This window comes from Pseudoalteromonas sp. L21, assembly GCF_021728035.1.
Taxonomy (GTDB): Bacteria; Pseudomonadota; Gammaproteobacteria; order Enterobacterales; family Alteromonadaceae; genus Pseudoalteromonas; species Pseudoalteromonas arabiensis.
This window is the reverse complement of record NZ_JAKKCV010000006.1, coordinates 1-18,342: the sequence shown is the minus strand read 5'-3', so window position 1 is coordinate 18,342 and position 18,342 is coordinate 1. Positions and strand designations below refer to the sequence as shown.

The 18,342-nt window shown below is 41.8% G+C and carries 15 protein-coding genes; 10 read left to right on the top strand and 5 right to left on the bottom strand.

The genetic code is table 11. From position 1 onward, the window contains the following. Window positions 1-60: 60 nt before the first annotated feature. Genes ribE through L3V41_RS16505 form a run of 5 tightly spaced genes read left to right on the top strand, consistent with a single transcriptional unit; the run spans window position 61 to window position 5,572 of the window. A complete protein-coding gene (gene ribE, locus L3V41_RS16525) occupies window positions 61-525 on the top strand; it encodes a 6,7-dimethyl-8-ribityllumazine synthase (RefSeq protein ID WP_036966328.1) in 465 nt (154 codons plus the stop codon). Between the two features lie 15 nt (window positions 526-540). Continuing rightward, entirely contained in the window at window positions 541-951 is a 411-nt protein-coding gene (gene nusB, locus L3V41_RS16520; RefSeq protein ID WP_054552571.1) for a transcription antitermination factor NusB, read from the top strand. A 44-nt stretch (window positions 952-995) separates the two neighbouring features. Further along, the gene (thiL, locus tag L3V41_RS16515) at window positions 996-1,970 is read left to right on the top strand and encodes a thiamine-phosphate kinase (RefSeq protein WP_062570201.1); all 975 of its coding nucleotides are present in this window, start codon (window positions 996-998) and stop codon (window positions 1,968-1,970) included. Then, entirely contained in the window at window positions 1,967-2,452 is a 486-nt protein-coding gene (locus L3V41_RS16510) for a phosphatidylglycerophosphatase A (protein WP_237128112.1), read from the top strand. The genes thiL and L3V41_RS16510 overlap by 4 nt, the downstream gene beginning before the upstream one ends. A 33-nt stretch (window positions 2,453-2,485) precedes the next feature. After that, window positions 2,486-5,572 (top strand): ligand-binding sensor domain-containing diguanylate cyclase, encoded by a 3,087-nt coding sequence (locus tag L3V41_RS16505; RefSeq protein WP_237128111.1) that lies wholly within the window; start codon window positions 2,486-2,488, stop codon window positions 5,570-5,572. A 79-nt stretch (window positions 5,573-5,651) separates the two neighbouring features. Here L3V41_RS16505 and L3V41_RS16500 read toward each other — a convergent pair whose 3' ends face one another. The 4 genes from L3V41_RS16500 to xseB all read right to left on the bottom strand — a co-directional run bounded on the left by L3V41_RS16500 (window position 5,652) and on the right by xseB (window position 11,077). After that, complete coding sequence (locus L3V41_RS16500; protein ID WP_237128110.1) at window positions 5,652-7,775, bottom strand: hypothetical protein; 2,124 nt, start codon at window positions 7,773-7,775, stop codon at window positions 5,652-5,654. A gap of 216 nt (window positions 7,776-7,991) precedes the next feature. Next, on the bottom strand, window positions 7,992-9,854 hold the full coding sequence (gene dxs, locus L3V41_RS16495) for a 1-deoxy-D-xylulose-5-phosphate synthase (RefSeq protein WP_193988392.1): 1,863 nt from the start codon (window positions 9,852-9,854) through the stop codon (window positions 7,992-7,994). An 87-nt stretch (window positions 9,855-9,941) separates the two neighbouring features. Further along, on the bottom strand, window positions 9,942-10,829 hold the full coding sequence (gene ispA, locus L3V41_RS16490) for a (2E,6E)-farnesyl diphosphate synthase (RefSeq protein WP_237128109.1): 888 nt from the start codon (window positions 10,827-10,829) through the stop codon (window positions 9,942-9,944). Window positions 10,830-10,834: 5 nt separating this feature from the next. Further along, complete coding sequence (xseB, locus tag L3V41_RS16485) at window positions 10,835-11,077, bottom strand: exodeoxyribonuclease VII small subunit (protein WP_062570206.1); 243 nt, start codon at window positions 11,075-11,077, stop codon at window positions 10,835-10,837. 272 nt (window positions 11,078-11,349) lie between these two features. On the opposite strand from xseB, the gene pomA reads away from it, so the two are divergent. The 4 genes from pomA to L3V41_RS16465 all read left to right on the top strand — a co-directional run bounded on the left by pomA (window position 11,350) and on the right by L3V41_RS16465 (window position 15,629). Further along, a complete protein-coding gene (pomA, locus tag L3V41_RS16480) occupies window positions 11,350-12,117 on the top strand; it encodes a flagellar motor protein PomA (RefSeq protein WP_062570207.1) in 768 nt (255 codons plus the stop codon). 2 nt (window positions 12,118-12,119) lie between these two features. Next, on the top strand, window positions 12,120-13,043 hold the full coding sequence (locus L3V41_RS16475; RefSeq protein ID WP_062570208.1) for a flagellar motor protein MotB: 924 nt from the start codon (window positions 12,120-12,122) through the stop codon (window positions 13,041-13,043). A 132-nt stretch (window positions 13,044-13,175) separates the two neighbouring features. Next, a complete protein-coding gene (locus L3V41_RS16470) occupies window positions 13,176-13,667 on the top strand; it encodes a hypothetical protein (RefSeq protein WP_062570209.1) in 492 nt (163 codons plus the stop codon). 51 nt (window positions 13,668-13,718) lie between these two features. Further along, entirely contained in the window at window positions 13,719-15,629 is a 1,911-nt protein-coding gene (locus L3V41_RS16465) for a DNA topoisomerase III (protein ID WP_237128108.1), read from the top strand. A gap of 1 nt (window position 15,630) precedes the next feature. Here L3V41_RS16465 and L3V41_RS16460 read toward each other — a convergent pair whose 3' ends face one another. Further along, a complete protein-coding gene (locus tag L3V41_RS16460) occupies window positions 15,631-16,944 on the bottom strand; it encodes an amidohydrolase (protein WP_237128107.1) in 1,314 nt (437 codons plus the stop codon). Window positions 16,945-17,027: 83 nt separating this feature from the next. Between L3V41_RS16460 and L3V41_RS16455 the strand changes: the two genes are divergently transcribed. Beyond that, window positions 17,028-17,885, top strand: a complete 858-nt coding sequence (locus L3V41_RS16455; RefSeq protein WP_062570212.1) for a tetratricopeptide repeat protein — start codon at window positions 17,028-17,030, stop codon at window positions 17,883-17,885. Window positions 17,886-18,342: the final 457 nt, after the last annotated feature.

The following is an 18,342-nucleotide window of genomic DNA, read 5'->3' as shown; positions in this document are numbered from 1 at the left end:
TTATGCGCCGTAATTTTTGCGCAATCGCAACCGCTTAAACTTATTTTTTAGGGTTATTAAATGAAAATTATTGAAGGTAACAAATACGCACCAGGCAAAAAATTTGCCATTGTCATTTCTCGCTTTAATGACTTTATTGGTAGCAGCCTATTAGCAGGTGCTGTTGATGAGCTTAAGCGCACAGGTGGCGTATCTGACGACGACATTACCGTTGTTTACGTACCAGGTGCCGTTGAATTACCTTTAGCAGCGAAACGCGTTGCAGCAAAGAAAGAACACGATGCAATCATCGCTTTAGGCGTAGTGATCAGAGGTGGTACGCCACACTTTGATTTAGTCGCTGGCGAATCAAACAAAGGTCTTGCACAAGTATCTCTTGAGTATGATATCCCGGTTGCATTTGGCGTATTAACCACTGAAAGCATTGAGCAAGCAATTGAGCGCGCAGGTACCAAAATGGGTAATAAAGGCGGCGAAGCTGCTTTAGGTGCGCTTGAAATGGTTAATGTGTTAGACAAAATTTAAGTTTAAGGAATCTCTGTGAAACCAGCAGCAAGACGTAAAGCACGTATCTTAGCACTTCAAGCCGTATACTCTTGGCAGTTAAGCGGTAACCCAATTGCTGACATTGAACAGCAAATGTTAATTGAAAATGATGTGACTAAAATCGACGTCGAATATTTCAAAGACCTAGCACGCGGTGTTGTTGTTAACTGTAAGCAATTAGATGAAATCGTTGCACCACATTTAGCACGCCCAGCTGATGAGTTAGACATGGTCGAAAAAGCAATTTTACGTCTGTCTGGCTACGAGCTGAAATTCCGTGAAGACGTACCTTATAAAGTAGCAATCAATGAAGGCATTGAGCTTGCGAAGATGTTTGGTGCTGAAGATAGTCATAAATTTGTTAACGGTGTACTTGATAAAGCAGTGAAAGAGCTGCGCAAGTAATCAACCCCGTAAAGGAGAGCCGGCTTGGGCCGGCTTTTTTGTGTATGAAGGAATTTGAATTAATCAATCGTTACTTTAAAGGTCGCGGCATTATTCGTCGTGATGTAAACCTTGGAATTGGTGACGATTGTGCGTTAGTAACCGTGCCTGAAAACTGCCAACTGGCAGTAACAACAGATACCTTAGTCGCGGGTGTACACTTTTTTGATGATATATCACCGCGTGCCCTAGGACATCGTGCTTTAGCCGTTAATTTAAGTGACTTGGCTGCAATGGGCGCTGAACCTACGTGGGTTTCGGTTGGTTTAACATTGCCAGATGCTAATATAGAGTGGCTTGAACAGTTCACCGAAGGCATGCATGAGATTGCAGAGTACTTCAATGTGCAGATCATTGGCGGTGACACAACACAAGGGCCTTTAACGATTACCATTTGTGCTAAAGGCATCGTACCTCAAGGTAAAGCGTTGCGTCGTAGTGGTGCCAAAGTGGGCGATTGGATTTATGTAACTGGTCCACTGGGGGATGCTGGTGTAGCAATAGAAGCACGTAAGCAAGGCCTTGATATTGCCCCAGAACATTTAAGCTATTTAAATAATCGCTTCGATTACCCGACGCCTCGAGTGGCTGCAGGGCAAGTTTTACGCGGTGCAGCCTCATCAGCCATTGATATTTCTGATGGTTTACTGGCAGATTTAGGCCATATTTTAGCGCTATCGCAAGTTAGTGCTGTGATTAATGTTGATAAAGTGCCTGTGTCAGATGCCTTAAATTCTTCAATTCCACGTAAAGAGCAGTTTGATTACATTCTAAATTACGGTGACGACTACGAGTTGTTGTTTACTGTGCCTGAAAGTAATAAAAGCATGGTAGATATGAAACTACGCCAGTACGGTGTTGAAGCGAGTTGTGTTGGGCAAATTCAAAGTGGCGAAGGCGAGATTGAGCTATTACTTGATGGTGAAAAATTTAACTATCAAGGTAAGGGCTTTCAGCATTTTACGAAGGAGCCGGTTTGAGCAGTAACCGTTTATTCAATTTAAAACGCCCACACCAGTTTTTTGGTTTGGGTTTTGGTTTAGGTCTTGCGCCTAAAGCACCAGGTACCTTCGGTACATTTGCTGCCTTACCATTTATTTTTATAACTATGTACTTTCCATTGTGGTTACAGGTGGTGTTCGCCATTGTGATCAGTGTGTTTGGTATTTGGGCCTGTGGTAAAACAGCCGATGACTTAGGAGTACATGATCATCCAGCCATTGTTTGGGATGAAGTTGCTGGTTATTATATCACCATGATAGGTGCCGTATTAAGTTGGCAGTCATTATTGGTTGGTTTTTTATTGTTCCGCTTTTTTGATATTGCTAAACCAGGTCCTATCCGAATTTTAGATAGACGTTTACACGGTGGCTTGGGCATCATGGCTGATGATATTTTAGCAGGTATATTTTCATTAATTTGTGTTCAAGCCTTGTCTAAAGCAGGCTATTTACCTTTTTAAACGATGAGTTAGGTGTTACTTGGTGGCAAGTATATGATGCGATTTATAATTCTCTGTTTGTTGATGCTTTGCAGCACGTCTGCATTTGCGTCTATTACCGACTACGTCGTTAAACAGTGGAATATCCAAAATGGCTTGCCCTCACAATCTTTAAAAAGTATTGCCCAAGATGAGCAAGGCTATATGTGGCTAGGCACACAGTTTGGCCTAAGTCGCTTTGATGGAAATACCTTTACTAACTTCAATACACAAAATAGCGATTTTCTACCTAGTAATGGTATTAATAAGCTATTGGTAGATAGCACTGGGTTACTTTGGGTTGGTACCAAAAATGGTTTGGTAACACTTGATCCTAAAACTATGATGTCGCAAACCTTTAACGTAAAAGGGCCTGTTCGCGATATTCTAGAAGACTCAAAAGGCAGTATTTGGATTGCAGCCAATGGCCTTTATTTCGTAGCACGTAATCAGGTTACATTAAAACAAAATTCAGCCTTGGTCGTGCCTGTATCCAATGCCACACCAATTACGCAAATTGTCGGTTCAGTCAGCCAAATGGCGCTATCACCAGAAGGTATATGGTTGGTCAATGAGCGTCACCTGTTGCGTTTAACAAATACCTCATCTGACTTTGCAAAGCTACGTTTAGAACTTACCGCAAAAGTGTCATTGCCTGAGCGCCTAGCGCAGACCATTATTCATGATATGGCTTGGCTTGAGGGTAACTTATATTTAGCATCGGAGCTGGGTGCATACTTTCTTGATTTAGATGATGAGCTGCGTCCATTCCCACTCCCCAACGCGAGCAACTCAGCTGTTTATAAGTTTATGAGCGATTCAGATGGTGCGTTGTGGATATCAACCTATGGTCGTTTATTATTTAGAGATAACTCAGGTGACTGGCAGTGGGTTGAGCCTAGTCAGTTAGATCAGAGCATTTGGTTTGCTGACATCTTTCGTGATAATCAAAATAATATTTGGCTGGCAAGCTTTAGTGAAGGTTTATGGCTTGCCCACGAAGGGCGAATAGAGCGCCATTCTGCTATTTCAAATATGACCGAAGCGGTGATGGCGATTAGCCAAGCGCCTGATGGTAAGTTATGGGTTGCTAACCGTAGTGGTGTTGGTTACTTCGATTACAATAAAAACTTTGTAAATCAAATACCCAGCAATCAATTTGGTCGCGCTGCGGTGCATGACTTACAATTTGATGGCGACCGCCTCTATATTGCCACTGGTCGAGGCGTTTTTTATTATGAAAACCAGCGTTTGTATACGGTACCTGGTAGAGCGCTTCGTGATAACCCCGTATTTGCAATTAGCAGTTCAAACAAAGGCGGTTTCTGGCTTGGCACGGGTCGGGGCATGTATCGGTTAAGTTATGGGGGATTAACGCCATTTGCTTACAACGCCTTTTTGAGCAGTAAATTTATAACCTACGTACTGGATGAGCAAAACTTTGGCTTAATTGGCACGAGTAAAGGTGCTTACTACTTTACCGACCGCGGTATTGAGAAAATTGGCGATCAGACCAGTTTAGAGAGTGCGTATGTGACCAGTATTTTAAATATCGACGGTGTGGGTATTTTAATTGGCTCTTTGAATGATGGCTTATTTTATCGAAGCACACAAGGGCAGTGGCGTCAGCTAGATGCTACAGACGGTTTACCTTATGGATCTATTTTCAGTCTTGTTTACGACAAACAACTAAAACGTATTTGGGTCAGTACCATGAAAGGCGTATACCGTATGCCGGTTGAGCAGTTTAGTACCGACATTGAGAGCTTGAAAGTTGAGCAGGTTATTTCGTCATTTGACCGCCAGCTTGATGGTAAGGCTAGCCAATGTTGTGCGGGTCTTGGTCATGATGCGGTGGCGGACACTGGTAATTCAATTTGGTACCCAAGTTTACAAGGGGTCGTTGAAATACCTAAAAGTGTTGAACTATTTGGTGTTAAAGCACTTAAGCCACGTATTGAAAACATTACCACACCACTTCGCCAAATGAGTACGGCTTCGCTTGGTGCTAAACCAGAATTACAAATTGATGAGCGAGATGTCACCATTAAGTACACCGCTATTGATTATTATGCTCCTTCAAGTATTGAGTTCCGTTACCGATTAAGTGGGTTAGATAGTCACTGGCGCTACGCAAACACACGTCGCGAAGCAATCTACACTAACTTACCACCGGGCTCTTTTTTATTTCATCTAGAAGCTAAACGCCGTGGTGAAGATTGGCAGAAAGCGCGCAGAACAGACTATGCGTTTGTTGTCCCACAACGATTTGATGAAACTATTTATTTTAGATTGCTCATTACAAGCAGCTTTATTTTATTATTTTATCTGGTCTTTTGGGTGTTTAGAGCGCAAGAAAAACGCAAGCAGTTAGCCCTTGAAAGCTTAGTAACAGAACGCACCGTAGAGCTACGTGAAGCGAACGATAAGCTCAACCAAGTAAACTCACAGCTTAAGCTAGTTAGTCACTCAGATGAGCTGACGGGGCTTCGTAGTCGTCGCTTCTTATTTGATCAACTCCCTAAGGATATTGAACATTTCCAGCGTAACTCGCAATCACTGCAAGCGCAGGGTAAATGCTTAGTATTGATGATTATTAATTTTGATAATTTTAGCCGTATCAATGACGCCTATGGACCGCTGGCTGGTGATAGTTGCTTACAGCAAATGGCTACACTGTTGAATAGTCGTACCCAAGGCTCTGATTATGTTGCACGTTGGAGCGGTGATGAGTTCTTACTTTTACTACGTGATTTTAAACGTTCTGGTATAGATAGTTATGCAGCTGAACTGTGTGAGGCTATTGCGGGTAATGCATTTAGACTTCCAAATGGAGAGTCAACAACCATTACTGCTTCTCTTGGATGGTCTTTTTATCCGCTTCCTTTGCTAGGTGGGCAAGTTATTGGTTGGGAAACATCAGTGAACCTTGCAGATATCGCGCTACATCAAGTTAAAAAGCGTGGTGGCGACGGGGTTGCTAATATAACGTTTGATGAGCAACTAGACGCATTTGAGTTTGAACAAACTCAAAATGTTGATCAGCAACTCAGTGCTCTTCAGGCTAATGGTCTAGCAGATATTAAAATCTGGATGCGCTAAATAAAAATGCCTTATCTAGGGCTAGATAAGGCATTGGAGGCCAACCAAGGCGCTTGTTACCTAAACGCCTATTGATGGTTTAGTGGTTAAGCCAAGCAGGTAAAATAGCCACCGACTCAGGCGCTGTAAATGAATAGCTAACATCTGCAGCGATATCGCCTCCAGGGCTATTTAAAATATTGTCGAAACGCATTACTAGACCGTTTGATTTCTCAGCCACATAGAGATGGCTGCCTGTGTACATAATATCTACAGGGTTACCAAGCTGACTAGCGGGACCTGCGATGTTAACGCTAACATTGGTTAAACCACTTGCCATTGATGCATTATTTATCACGTAAATTTTACCGTCTGTTGCATCCGCAGCACTGCCTACATCAGAGATAATTAACGAGTCACTGGTTGGGTCGTAGTCTATGCCATGAATGTTGGTTGGCGCCGCAAATGCAGTACCACCCGATGCAGGAGTAATTAAGCGATCTTCACCTGAAATAGTTGTCATGCCAGCTAGCCATTTGCTTTTAACTTCATCGAATACTGCAACCGTGCCATTGGTCAGTGCAACAAACGCTTTATCTGTTACAGGGTCATAGTCAACATCCCAAGGGCGCGCACTAGCACTAGGAGTCAGTGTCATGAGTGGGCTTACATCACCTGTTGCGCAGCTTGAAAATATCAAAACCCCAGGTGTAGTTGGATTGAATTCTGCAACAAATAGCATGCCAGCATCAGATGCTACATCAAGCCCCTTCGGTGAAATAATACCGGTATTTGCGCCAGTAATTAATCTGTCTTGGGCCATTGAAAAGCTTTCGCCATCACGAGAAGTCGCCACTTTAGTTGAAATTGCAACGCCGCCAATTGACGTGCTTGCATTATCAAATGTGGCATAGCTAGTGCCTGATTTGTCGAATGCAACACTCTCAATGGTTTGGCTTGCATTATAAGTCGCAAGCTCAGCTGTTAAAGGAGCATTTAAACGACTAATTTGCCCCGTAGTAGGGCCTACGGCTCCTGGGTTACTGCTGACTGCAACACCAAGTAGCGGCATATTCACCATGATACTATCAGAACTATCTTGCATATCGTTATGCATGATGGTTTCTGTAATTGATTCTGGTTTTGTAGTCGCAGTGACTAAGTCTGGCGAAATATCACCGCTTGGGCCTGCAAATATGTTACTAAATACCAGAACTGCGTCATTTGATTTTTCAGCGACTCTTAAGTCACTCCCTGTGAGGCTTATATCAACTGGGTTACCTAGCATAGACATAGGCCCTGCAATATGACGATCTACCGTGACCATGCCACTGGCTTGTGATGCATCAGAAATAACAAAAATTGCACCATCTGTTGCATCTGATGCACTGCCTACATCAGAGAGTACTAAGGTGTTAGTTTGCATATCAAGCGCGATGCCATGAATGTTGACTGAAACTTTAGCACCGCTGTCATCGCTAGGTGTAATTGTTCGGGCTGGTGTCGCTACAAAGCCACCACTGACGTAATTGTCATAAACTGCTACATCACCATTGGTTAGCGCAACGTATAAACGATCGTTGTCATCATCGTAGGTTAAGTCCCATGGTTTTGCAGCTGTGGTGGTTGTTGCAAGTGGGGCCACATCACCTGCGGCTTCTTTACCGAATACAGTGACTTGCATCGCATTAAAATCAGCAATCAGCACCAAGCCATGCTTATGAGATACATGAATACCTTTGGGATTGACAAGGGTTGTGTTAGTACCGCTTATCATACGATCGATACTGCTGTTATAGCTGCCATCGCCACGACTAAGCACCTGACATACGGTACTTAACGAGCCATTAGCAGAATCTGCTGCTTGCACTAAGTTACCTAAGCTATCGAATGCAACACCTTCGTTGGCACCACTATTAAATGTACTTAACTTAGCCGCATTTTGGTCAATCAAGTTGACTGTGCCTGCGTTATCAGCGCCATTGTTAGCTAGAATAAAGGTGGCTGCCGCAAAGCCTGGCGCCCCATTTTGCCCATCCATTCCATCCGAACCATCTTGTCCTGCAACACCTTGTTGACCTGCTGCACCGTCTTTACCATCATCGCCACTACAGCCTGCAATACCAATCGTAACAGCGAGCGCTAAGGCCGAAAATGTTAACTTCATAAGTTTAGACTGAGTGTCAATTTGCTCTACTGCTAGGTTGTTTTTAAACGCTTTCATTTGTTCATACCTTCTTTAATATTCCATCAAATGTGAACAGACATCGGTTTTGCTTAGCACAGCTTAAAAGCATTACTTGCTCACAGGTTAACCTCAGTGAATAAACGAAGAAGGGATAATGTTGGATGCAGAAAAATTAATTATTTTTCAATTTTTTTAGATGTGATTGTTCTATAAATAAAAAAGGAGCTCTATGCTCCTTTTTGTAAATTAATGTCAGGCTATGAATGCGTTGATACTGGTTACTATTCCTTGGGTATCTAATCCCATTTCTGCATGCATCTCTTGCTGAGTGCCATGCTTAATGAATTCATCAGGAATACCTAAGTTCAATATTTTTACACTTGCCTTAGCGGCTGCTAAATACTCATTAACTGCCGAGCCAGCACCACCAGCTATGGCGTTGTCTTCTAATGTCACAAGTACATCGTGCTCTGCGAGTAAGTCATCAATAGCTTGTGTATCAAGCGGCTTAATAAAACGCATATCAAGTAAGCTGGCGTTGAGCTCCTTTGCCGCCAGTTCAGCGTTTTCTAGTAATGTACCAAACGATAAAATCGCCACTTTACTGCCTTTGCGTATAGTGCGTGCACGGCCTATTTCAATTGCGCTCATTTGCGTTTCAACGTCACAATTGCCTGCACTACCACGTGGGTAGCGAACTGCTACTGGTTGATTACATTGGTAACCAGTGTAAAGCATTTGTCGGCACTCATTGGTGTCGCTTGGTGCCATGATGATCATGTTTGGTATGCAGCGCATAAAGCTTAAGTCGTAGGCACCTTGGTGAGTTTCACCGTCTGCGCCAACAATACCTGCACGGTCAATGGCAAATAAAACAGGAAGGTTTTGCAGTGCCACATCATGAATGAGCTGATCATATGCACGTTGTAAAAAGCTTGAGTAAATGGCAACAACTGGTTTTAAGCCTTCGCATGCTAAACCTGCTGCCAGTGTTACTGCATGTTGTTCCGCAATAGCAACGTCAAAGTATTGCTCGGGGTATTCTTTCGAAAAGCGTACCATGCCTGAGCCTTCACGCATTGCTGGGGTAATTGCCATCAGCTTGTCGTCTTGTGCTGCCATATCACAAAGCCAGTCACCAAACACATTAGAGAATGTAGCGGCTCCTGGTTTTGATTTGGGTAGTTTTGACATGCTTGGATCAAATTTTGGTACACCGTGGTAGCCAATAGGGTCCGCTTCAGCAGGTTTATAACCTTTCCCTTTTTGCGTTTTTATGTGCAGTAATTGTGGGCCTTTAAGATTACGCATATTGCGTAAGGTATCAACCAACATGTTTACATCGTGCCCATCAATCGGGCCGATATAATTTAAACCTAGCTCTTCAAAGAAAGTGCCGGGGATGACCATACCTTTTAAGTGCTCTTCCATGCGACTTGCCAGCTCTTTTACTGGAGGCAAACCTGATAGCAGCTTTTTGCTGCCTTCACGGATGTTGGTATAAAAACTACCTGATAAGATTCGTGCAAAATGGTTGTTTAGTGCACCCACGTTTTCAGAAATCGACATTTCATTATCATTTAAGATAATTAATACGTTAGGGTTTACATCACCCATGTGGTTCATCGCTTCGAATGCCATACCTGCAGTAATCGCACCATCACCAATAACAGCCACTGTTTTTCGATCTTTACCTTCTTTTTCAGCGGCAATGGCCATTCCTAGTGCGGCTGAAATTGATGTACTTGAGTGACCTACACTAAATGTGTCGTACTGGCTTTCTTCGCGAAATGGGAAAGGGTGTAAACCGTCTTTTTGGCGAATAGTATGCATTTGGTCACGGCGACCCGTTAAAATTTTATGTGGGTAGGCTTGATGGCCTACATCCCAAACGAGTCGATCAGAGGGCGTGTTATAGACATAATGCAGAGCGACAGTTAATTCAACTGTGCCTAACCCTGAGGCTAAATGACCACTACTTTGCGAGACTGAGTTAAGCAGGTACTCGCGTAACTCTTTACTAAACGCAGGTAATTTATCTTGCGCTAAATCACGCAGCTGTGCTGGCTCGTCAACCAAACTTAATAATGGATACTTGCTACTATCAAGTGTCATGATTTTATATACATCCTTCGCTAACCAGAGTGCATTATAGCTTATTGTGACTCTGATTTTTTAGTTATTTTGTCGTTGTTTTACGCATCAATATTTGCGTTCAACAATATAGTTGGCAAGCCTTGCCAGTTCACTCGTATTGAAATTAATCGCCTCTAAAGCTTGATGTGCCTGTGCGAGTAAATCTTGCGCTTTTTGCTTTGCGCCATCCAGTCCTAAAAGAGCGGGGTAGGTTGCTTTATTCGCTGCAATATCTGACCCTTGTGGTTTGCCAAGTGTTTCTGTATCTGCTTCGACATCTAGGATATCGTCTTGTACCTGAAAAGCCAGACCTATCGCTTGTCCAAACAAATTAAGCTGTTTTAATGTGTACTCGTCACATTGATTGGCACACAATGCACCTAGGGTTATTGCACAATTAAGCAGTGCCCCTGTCTTCAGTTGATGAATACGCTCTAATTGTTCGACACTGATTTCATTATTCGTCGCACTAATGTCAAGCGCTTGACCACCTACCATACCTTCAATACCTGAGGCTTTGCTTAATGAGGCGATCATTTTTATTTGCTGCGCTGGCGGTACAGAAAAAGGATGATTGGCAATTAAGTCAAAGGCAAGTGTTTGTAGTGCATCACCTGCAAGAATAGCGTTTGCTTCACCATACACTATATGGCAAGTAGGGCGGCCACGTCGCAGATCGTCATCATCCATTGCTGGTAAGTCATCATGAACTAGTGAATAGCTATGGATACACTCAATGGCTGCTGCAAGAATATCGAGGTCTTTTTTCTGTGCCCCCATCATCCTACCTGTTGCATAAACAAGGTATGGACGTAATCGTTTGCCGCCATTTAACACGCCATAATGAGTGGCTTCTTTTATTGTTTGTTCGGTATCTAAAGGCTGATCAAAATAGTGATTAAGTGTTGCTTCAACATCATTGCGCGCATCTTGCAGTTGGTCTATTAATTGCACTGAAATTAGTCCAAATTTGAATCGAAATTGCTCAGTGGAGCTTGGCTATCGTTACCCATAAGTATGGCAACTTTTTGTTCTGCTTGTTGTAGTTTACCTGATGAGGCATTAGCTAATGCAATACCACGTTCAAACTGCTTAAGAGATTGCTCTAATGACAAGTCACCCTGTTCCATTTGTACAACAATATTAGATAATTCATCCAAGGCTTCTTCAAAGCTCAAGTTTTCTGGTTTCTTCGCTGCCATAGTGGCCTCACTAGCTGATAGAAAGTGAGGCCAATTTTAGGGGGAATGCTAAACTAGGTCAAAGAATGATGTGTTTTTTTACGCATAAAGCAACGCCAATATGTTATTTTTACGCTTTTAGACACAAGATAAACTTGTAGCTTGAGAAACTTACATTAAAATAAAATTAATTCATTTAATGATTTAAGTATTTCAATTGCTTGCCGATAAGCAGTTAATAATAAAAATTTGATGCCTTAGGGTATCGTGCAATTGTTCCTCTGGAGGGGTATGTGGATTTAGCAACCATAATAGGTATTCTTGGTGCCATAGGCTTAATTGCTATGTCGATGGTGTTAAGTAGTGATGGCCAAGTTGCAATGTTTTATAACACCCCTTCGGTGGTCATTGTATTTGGCGGCTCTATTTTCATCGTGTTGTCAAACTTTACTATGGGTCAGTTTTTGGGCATAGGTAAAGTTGCCGCGAAAGCTTTCATGTTCAAGATAGAATCTCCAGAAGAGCTAATAGAGAAAGCTGTAGAGTTAGCAGACTCAGCCCGTAAAGGTGGTTTTTTAGCACTCGAAGAAGCTGAAATTCCTAATGGCTTTATGCGCAAGGGCGTTGATATGCTCGTCGATGGTCATGACGCCGATGTGGTTCGTGCTACCTTGCAAAAAGATATCGCACTTACTGCCACTCGTCACGAGCATGGCGCGGGACTATTTAAATCGTTAGCCGACATAGCTCCTGCAATGGGTATGATAGGCACGCTAATTGGTCTTGTTGCCATGTTATCAAATATGGACGATCCTAAAGCTATCGGTCCTGCGATGGCCGTTGCACTATTAACGACATTATATGGCGCGTTCTTAGCGAATGTGGTTGCTATTCCAATTCAGGTAAAACTAGAGCTACGCAAAGACGAAGAGGCTCTTAACCAACGCTTAATTCTCGACGCGGTACTGGGTATTCAAGATGGTCAAAACCCGAAAGTAATAGAAGGTATCTTGAAAAACTACTTAGCAGAGTCTAAACGAAAAGTGGATACTGAGGAGTAAGCATGTCTGATCAAGAGTGCAAATGTCCACCTCCGGGTTTACCAGCTTGGATGGGAACCTTCGCAGATTTAATGTCACTGTTAATGTGCTTCTTTGTACTCTTGCTTGCCTTTTCTGAAATGGATGTCCTTAAATTTAAGCAAATTGCCGGCTCAATGAAGTTTGCTTTTGGTGTACAAAACAAAATTGAAGTAAAAGACATCCCAAAAGGAACTTCAGTAATAGCCATGGAGTTTACGCCGGGTAAACCCGAGCCTACGCCTATCGAAACAATTCAACAACAAACGGTTGAAATGACCCAGCAGATGTTGGAATTCCAAGCCGGTGATGAAAGCTCAGCAGGTGGACGTCAAGAGCAGCGTGGTAATAAGCGTGGCGGTGAGTCTCAAAGTACAGCGCAAGAACAAGCGATGGATCAATCTATTTCCGCTGCGAATCAAGAACAAACCAACGAGCTTGTGAAGAAAATTGCGCAACAACTTGAACAACAGATTATTGATGGGGCGATTGAACTAGAGTCTTTAGGCCAGCAAATTATTATTCGTATTCGGGAAAATGGCTCATTTCCTTCAGGGAGTGCGTTCTTACAGCCTAAATTTAAACCAATTATTCGAGATATTGCAACCTTGCTAAAAGACGTGCCTGGCGAAATAACGGTATCTGGTCACACTGATGATTTTCAGGTTTCCAATGAGTTATATACCAATAATTGGGATTTATCTTCAAAGCGTGCAGTTGCAGTTGCAAGTGAAATGGAAAAAGCCCCAGGTTTCGATAAATCGAGAATGGTCGTAGTGGGCCATGCTGAAACGAGGCCACTTGTTCCCAATGTTACCGATGAAGATAGAAGGCGTAACCGTCGCGTCGAAATCTCAATTATGCAAGGCAAGGCGCAAGAGTCGGATCCTATTGATGTAAGACCCTAAATCAGTTACAGTTACAATTAGTTAAAGAATGTAATGGGTATAAGAATGAAAAAGCTCGATAAATATTGCTACCTGCCAGGTAACGGTGATGGTAACGATGGTAAAACAGAAAACTGATTAAGGTCGTTACTCGTGCCTGATTGGTTCAACTCTTTTATTGTTATATTAAGTAATAGCTGGGTGTTCATTCTGAGCCCAGCTATTTTTGTTTTTTATATCAGAAATGATTGGCTCGCCTTCAGGTTTTCTGTAATAACCGCTAGTTTTTTTCTATATGGCACTCTTATCCATTCAAGCCTGAGTGAGTTTGATGACATCTTTGTTTGGCGTTACGTTGTATGGGCATTTAATGACATAGCATGGATGGCCATCATTGCTTATCTTGGTATAAAAGATAAGGTTTATCTTTGGCAGAGCGTACTAGGGCAGTTAGTTGTTGTAATGGCACCCATATTACAACTATTTCGCGTAATTGATATTCACTTATGGGATTTATCGTATAGCACATATATGTATAAAACCTTACTCCCTGTTATTAATATAGGCACCGTAGTTGTATGTTATTTGCCTATGATTTATTTATTTACCCGTCGCAATAGGCTCGCCGAGACCATTCCTAAGTAAAAAATGCTGTGTTAGACTACTGTTTATAAAAACAGTATTTAGTGTTGCGTTATGAAACTTTACATTGCCGAAAAGCCGTCCCTTGCACGAGCCATTGCTGATGCACTACCAAAACCACAAAAAAAGCAGGAAGGTTATATTGAGCTTGCTAATGGTGATTGTGTTTCTTGGTGTATTGGTCATTTGCTTGAACAAGCTGAGCCTGACGATTACGATGCAAGTTTTAAAAAGTGGCGATTTGAGCACTTACCTATCGTGCCTGAACAATGGCAGTTAAAACCTAAAGCAAAAACACGCAAACAACTCACCGTATTAAAAAAGCTGATTAAGCAAGCGAGTATAATCATCCATGCTGGTGACCCTGACCGTGAAGGCCAGTTATTGGTAGATGAAGTAATTGAACAGGTAAAACTAAGCCAAGCTAAAAAACAGCAAATCCAGCGGCTCTTAATAAGCGACTTAAACTTAAGTGCAGTTAAAAAAGCGCTGAATAATTTAAAGTCGAATCGCGATTTTATTCCTTTGAGCGTATCAGCCTTAGCTCGCTCACGTGCCGATTGGTTATTTGGCATGAATTTAACGCGAGCTTATACGCTTGCTGGGCAAAAAGCAGGGTTTGGTAATGTGTTGTCTGTAGGTCGTGTTCAAACACCTATTTTAGGGCTAGTTGTAAATCGCGATAATGAAATAGCTAACTTTGTAGCAAAACCTTTCTACGAAGTTTTGGCTCATCTCGAAACAGAGCAGCAGCAAACATTTTCTGCTAAGTGGCAACCAAGTAAAGCATGCGAGCCCTATCAAGATGAAGAAGGTAGAGTATTACATAGAGGACTTGCTGAAAATGTTGTGTCACGAATTACTAATCAACCAGCTAAGGTGGTTGAGCTTGAGCAAAAACAAAAAAAACAACAAGCGCCGTTACCTTATAACTTGTCGGCTTTACAAATTGATGCGGCAAAAGCGTTTTCTATGCCAGCACAAAAGGTGCTAGATACCTGTCAAAGCTTGTATGAGCGTCATAAGTTAATTACGTATCCTCGTTCAGATAATCGCTATTTACCAAAAGAGCATCATAAAGATGCAGCGAGTATTATTGCCGCTATCGCCAATAATGAAGGTCAAGCAAGTGAAGCTTGCAAGCAAGCTGATACCAGTAAGCGGAGTAAATGTTTTAATGACAACAAGGTTGCAGCTCACCACGCTATTGTTCCTACCGAAAAACAGCTACGCTCAGCATCATTAAATAGCGAAGAACAAAAAATCTATCGATTGATCTGTCGTCATTATTTAATTCAGTTTTATCCAGACTATGTGTTTAACGAAACCAAAATAACGGTTGAAATTGCGGGTGGGCTTTTTAAAGCTACTGCTAAGCAAGATATTAGCTTAGGCTTTAAAACATTAATGGGCAAAACAGAGTTAAAGGATGAGCAAACCTTACCGCCACTTGAAAAAGGTCAGCCGCTGCATTGCAATCAAGGTGAAGTGGTAGACAAAATGACCACACCGCCAGCGCACTTTACTGATGCGACCTTATTAAGTGCTATGACAGGCATCAGTCGCTATGTGAAAGACCCTGAAATTAAAAAGATCCTCAAAGATACGGATGGTCTAGGTACTGAGGCTACACGGGCAGGCATTCTTGAGCTTTTATTCAAGCGCCGCTTTTTAGAGCGTCAAGGTAAAAACATTTTAGCTACAGTAACAGGTAAAGCTCTCATAAGTACATTACCAGAGCAGCTTGCTAGCCCTGACTTAACAGCTAAGTGGGAAGCGTCGTTAGGGAATATAGCTGAACAGAATATGAGTTATCAGCAGTTTTTAACGCCATTACTGACTGAGTTACATGCTTTAGTTGATCAAGCCAAACAGTGCGATAGTCAAGTCTTTGCTCAATTACCAAAAACGCCGCAAAAGCGACGTTTTAAAAGAAAAGCTAAGCCCAGAGTTAAGTCAGCCTAAACTACTGTTTGTTGAATAGTGCAACCGCGGCATTACTCATAGCTGTAATACCCGTAGGGAGTGCCTTTTTGTAATCAGGTGCAAACTTACTTGAGTGTAAAGAAGGTAATGTTGCACCAGATTGCATTGCGGCATCATATTGACTAGGTTCAACACCGCCTAACCAAAACAAAGTAATTGGTACATTTTGTTCTGTACGACCATAAAGGCCAAAGTCTTCGCCGGCCATCACAGCGTCAGTTTCCAGTACATTGCTCTTGCCTATTGCGTTAGAAATAGCATTACGGACTAGATTGGTTTGCTCAGGATTATTATAAGTAGATGGAATAGACTCATCTTCATGCACATACACTTCGGGCGCTAAGCTTTCATCAAGTCCTGCACTTAATGCAATCCCTTTAGAGATACGTTTAATTGCTGCGATTTGTTGTAATCGCACTTCAGGGTTATAACTACGAAGCGTTAATTGCAGTTTAACTTCATCTGAAATGACATTGTGTTTAGAGCCACCGTGAATTGAGCCTACGGTGATCACTGATGGCTCTAATGGTGACAATTCACGGCTCGTAATTGTTTGCAGTGCCAACACAATACGTGAAGCAATTACAACAGGGTCAATGGTTGTATGAGGATAAGCACCATGACCACCTTTACCTTTTACAGTAATATCAACAGAGTCAACACTTGCCATCGTATACTCAGTTTTCATGCTAACTTTACCAGCAGGAACACTCGCACTGACATGTAAACCAATAACATGGTCTGGAGTAGGGTACTTAGTAAAAAGCCCTTCTTTAAGCATTGCTTTTGCACCACCGCCTACTTCCTCTGCAGGTTGTGCGACCATCATTAATGTACCTTGCCACTGATCTTTGTGTGTCATTAACTGTTGGGCTGTGCCAATAAACGAACTCATGTGAATATCATGACCACAGCCATGCATTACACCGACAGTTGAGCCTTCGTCGTTTGTAACCGTTACTTTTGAAGCGTACGGTTTACCAGTTTGCTCAACAATGGGTAAGCCATCTGTATCGGTACGGATCATCACAGTTGGTCCAGTACCATTTTTGTAAATACCCACTACGCCATAGCCACCTACATTATCAGTAACCTCAAAGCCAAGTTTAGTAAGTCGTTTTGCTAATTTCTTACCTGTTTGTTTTTCATGATAAGAAAGCTCTGGAGATTGATGTAAATCTAAGTAAAGCTTTTCAATCTCTGGCATGGTTTTTTGAAGATTTAAATCTAAGCTTGTTGCTTGTGTTATGGGAGTAAGAAATAATAACGCAGCAGATATAACTGATAATTTCATAATGACCTCGACTGAATGGGCTTGTAATTGTTATGTTTGTCACCATATAAAAACCTAAATACTTATATAGTGCAATTGATCAAATGAATAATATGGTAAATGTTACTCCACAGAATTTACAGCAAGTACTGGGTGAGACCTCAGCCGAAAAATTAGTTTTACTAACTTTCTACTCTGCGCAAAACCCAGAGTGTCATCAGCAAGCTGTTATTTTAGAAAAAATCGCACATGAATACGGTGAGCATTTATTAGTAGCGACATTAGACTGTGACGTTGAGCAAGCTCTTGCAGCGCAACTTGCACAGCAAATTGGTTTGCAAGCATTACCAACGCTTGTGATGTTAAAAGATTCTGCGCCTGTAGATATGTTACCGGGTGCTCAAACAGAACAGCAAATTCGTGATGCGCTAGCAAAGCATTTACCAGCCCAGCACGAGTTATTACTTGAACAAGCTAAGCAAGCGTTAATTAATCAAGATTTAAATAATGCGTTTAATTATGCAAAGCAGGCTTATGAGCTTGATCCGAGCCATACGCGTGTAAAATTAGTATTAGCTGATATTTGTATTCAAATTCATAAATTAGAAGATGCACAAGCATTACTAGATTCAGTGGCAGAGAATGAACGTGATGCGTATTTCACAAATATTCAAGCAAAGTGTGAACAAGCATTAGCTGCAACAGACTCTCCAGAAATAAAAGCACTGCAAGCTAAAGTTGAAAAATACCCAAATGATTTAGAGATAAAAGTAGAGTTAAGCAATGCGCTTAATAATGCGGGTCGCAAAGAAGAAGCGTTAGAGGTGTTATTTAATGTGCTTAAAAAAGATCTTAACTACGCAGATGCAAAACCAAGCTATCTAGAAATCATTGCCTCTTTACCTGATGGCGATGCATTGGCGTCTAAGTATCGCCGTAAACTATATAGTATCTTGTACTAATCCATCATTGATTGATAAAAGCGCCATTAAAAATAGTGGCGCTTTTTTATTTAAAAACTTGCGTATTACCTAATATCGATAATACTTAAGATCCTCTCGAGAAAAGTTGGCTATATTTTGTACAGTAAACTGTGTTTTTTACTGCCTTTAGCTTGTTTTTTGCGCGAAAGGTAAGTTTTTAGTAGTTTTCTACAAAAAGTGCTTGCGTTAATTCTTCGCATCCCTATAATGCGCATCCACTGACACGGCGGGCAGCAACGAAAGACGCTGAACAAAGTGACAGAGAGTTAAGTAAAACTTCGGTTTAAAACGGTCTAAAAAGAAAGTTTAAAATTAAGTGTTGACTCGAAAAATTAAGGATGTATTATACGCATCCCTAGCGACAACGTCGCAACGTTCTTTAACAATATAAAGCAATCATCTGTGTGGGCACTCGTACAGATTGAGTTCTAACAGC

Coding starts and splice junctions, on each gene's coding strand:
- ribE (WP_036966328.1), top strand. CDS start 61: ATGAAAATTATTGAAGGTAACAAATACGCACCAGGCAAAAAATTTGCC.
- thiL (WP_062570201.1), top strand. CDS start 996: ATGAAGGAATTTGAATTAATCAATCGTTACTTTAAAGGTCGCGGCATT.
- L3V41_RS16505 (WP_237128111.1), top strand. CDS start 2,486: ATGATGCGATTTATAATTCTCTGTTTGTTGATGCTTTGCAGCACGTCT.
- dxs (WP_193988392.1), bottom strand. CDS start 9,854: ATGACACTTGATAGTAGCAAGTATCCATTATTAAGTTTGGTTGACGAG.
- L3V41_RS16455 (WP_062570212.1), top strand. CDS start 17,028: ATGAATAATATGGTAAATGTTACTCCACAGAATTTACAGCAAGTACTG.
- L3V41_RS16460 (WP_237128107.1), bottom strand. CDS start 16,944: ATGAAATTATCAGTTATATCTGCTGCGTTATTATTTCTTACTCCCATA.
- L3V41_RS16500 (WP_237128110.1), bottom strand. CDS start 7,775: ATGAAAGCGTTTAAAAACAACCTAGCAGTAGAGCAAATTGACACTCAG.
- L3V41_RS16475 (WP_062570208.1), top strand. CDS start 12,120: ATGTCTGATCAAGAGTGCAAATGTCCACCTCCGGGTTTACCAGCTTGG.
- xseB (WP_062570206.1), bottom strand. CDS start 11,077: ATGGCAGCGAAGAAACCAGAAAACTTGAGCTTTGAAGAAGCCTTGGAT.
- L3V41_RS16465 (WP_237128108.1), top strand. CDS start 13,719: ATGAAACTTTACATTGCCGAAAAGCCGTCCCTTGCACGAGCCATTGCT.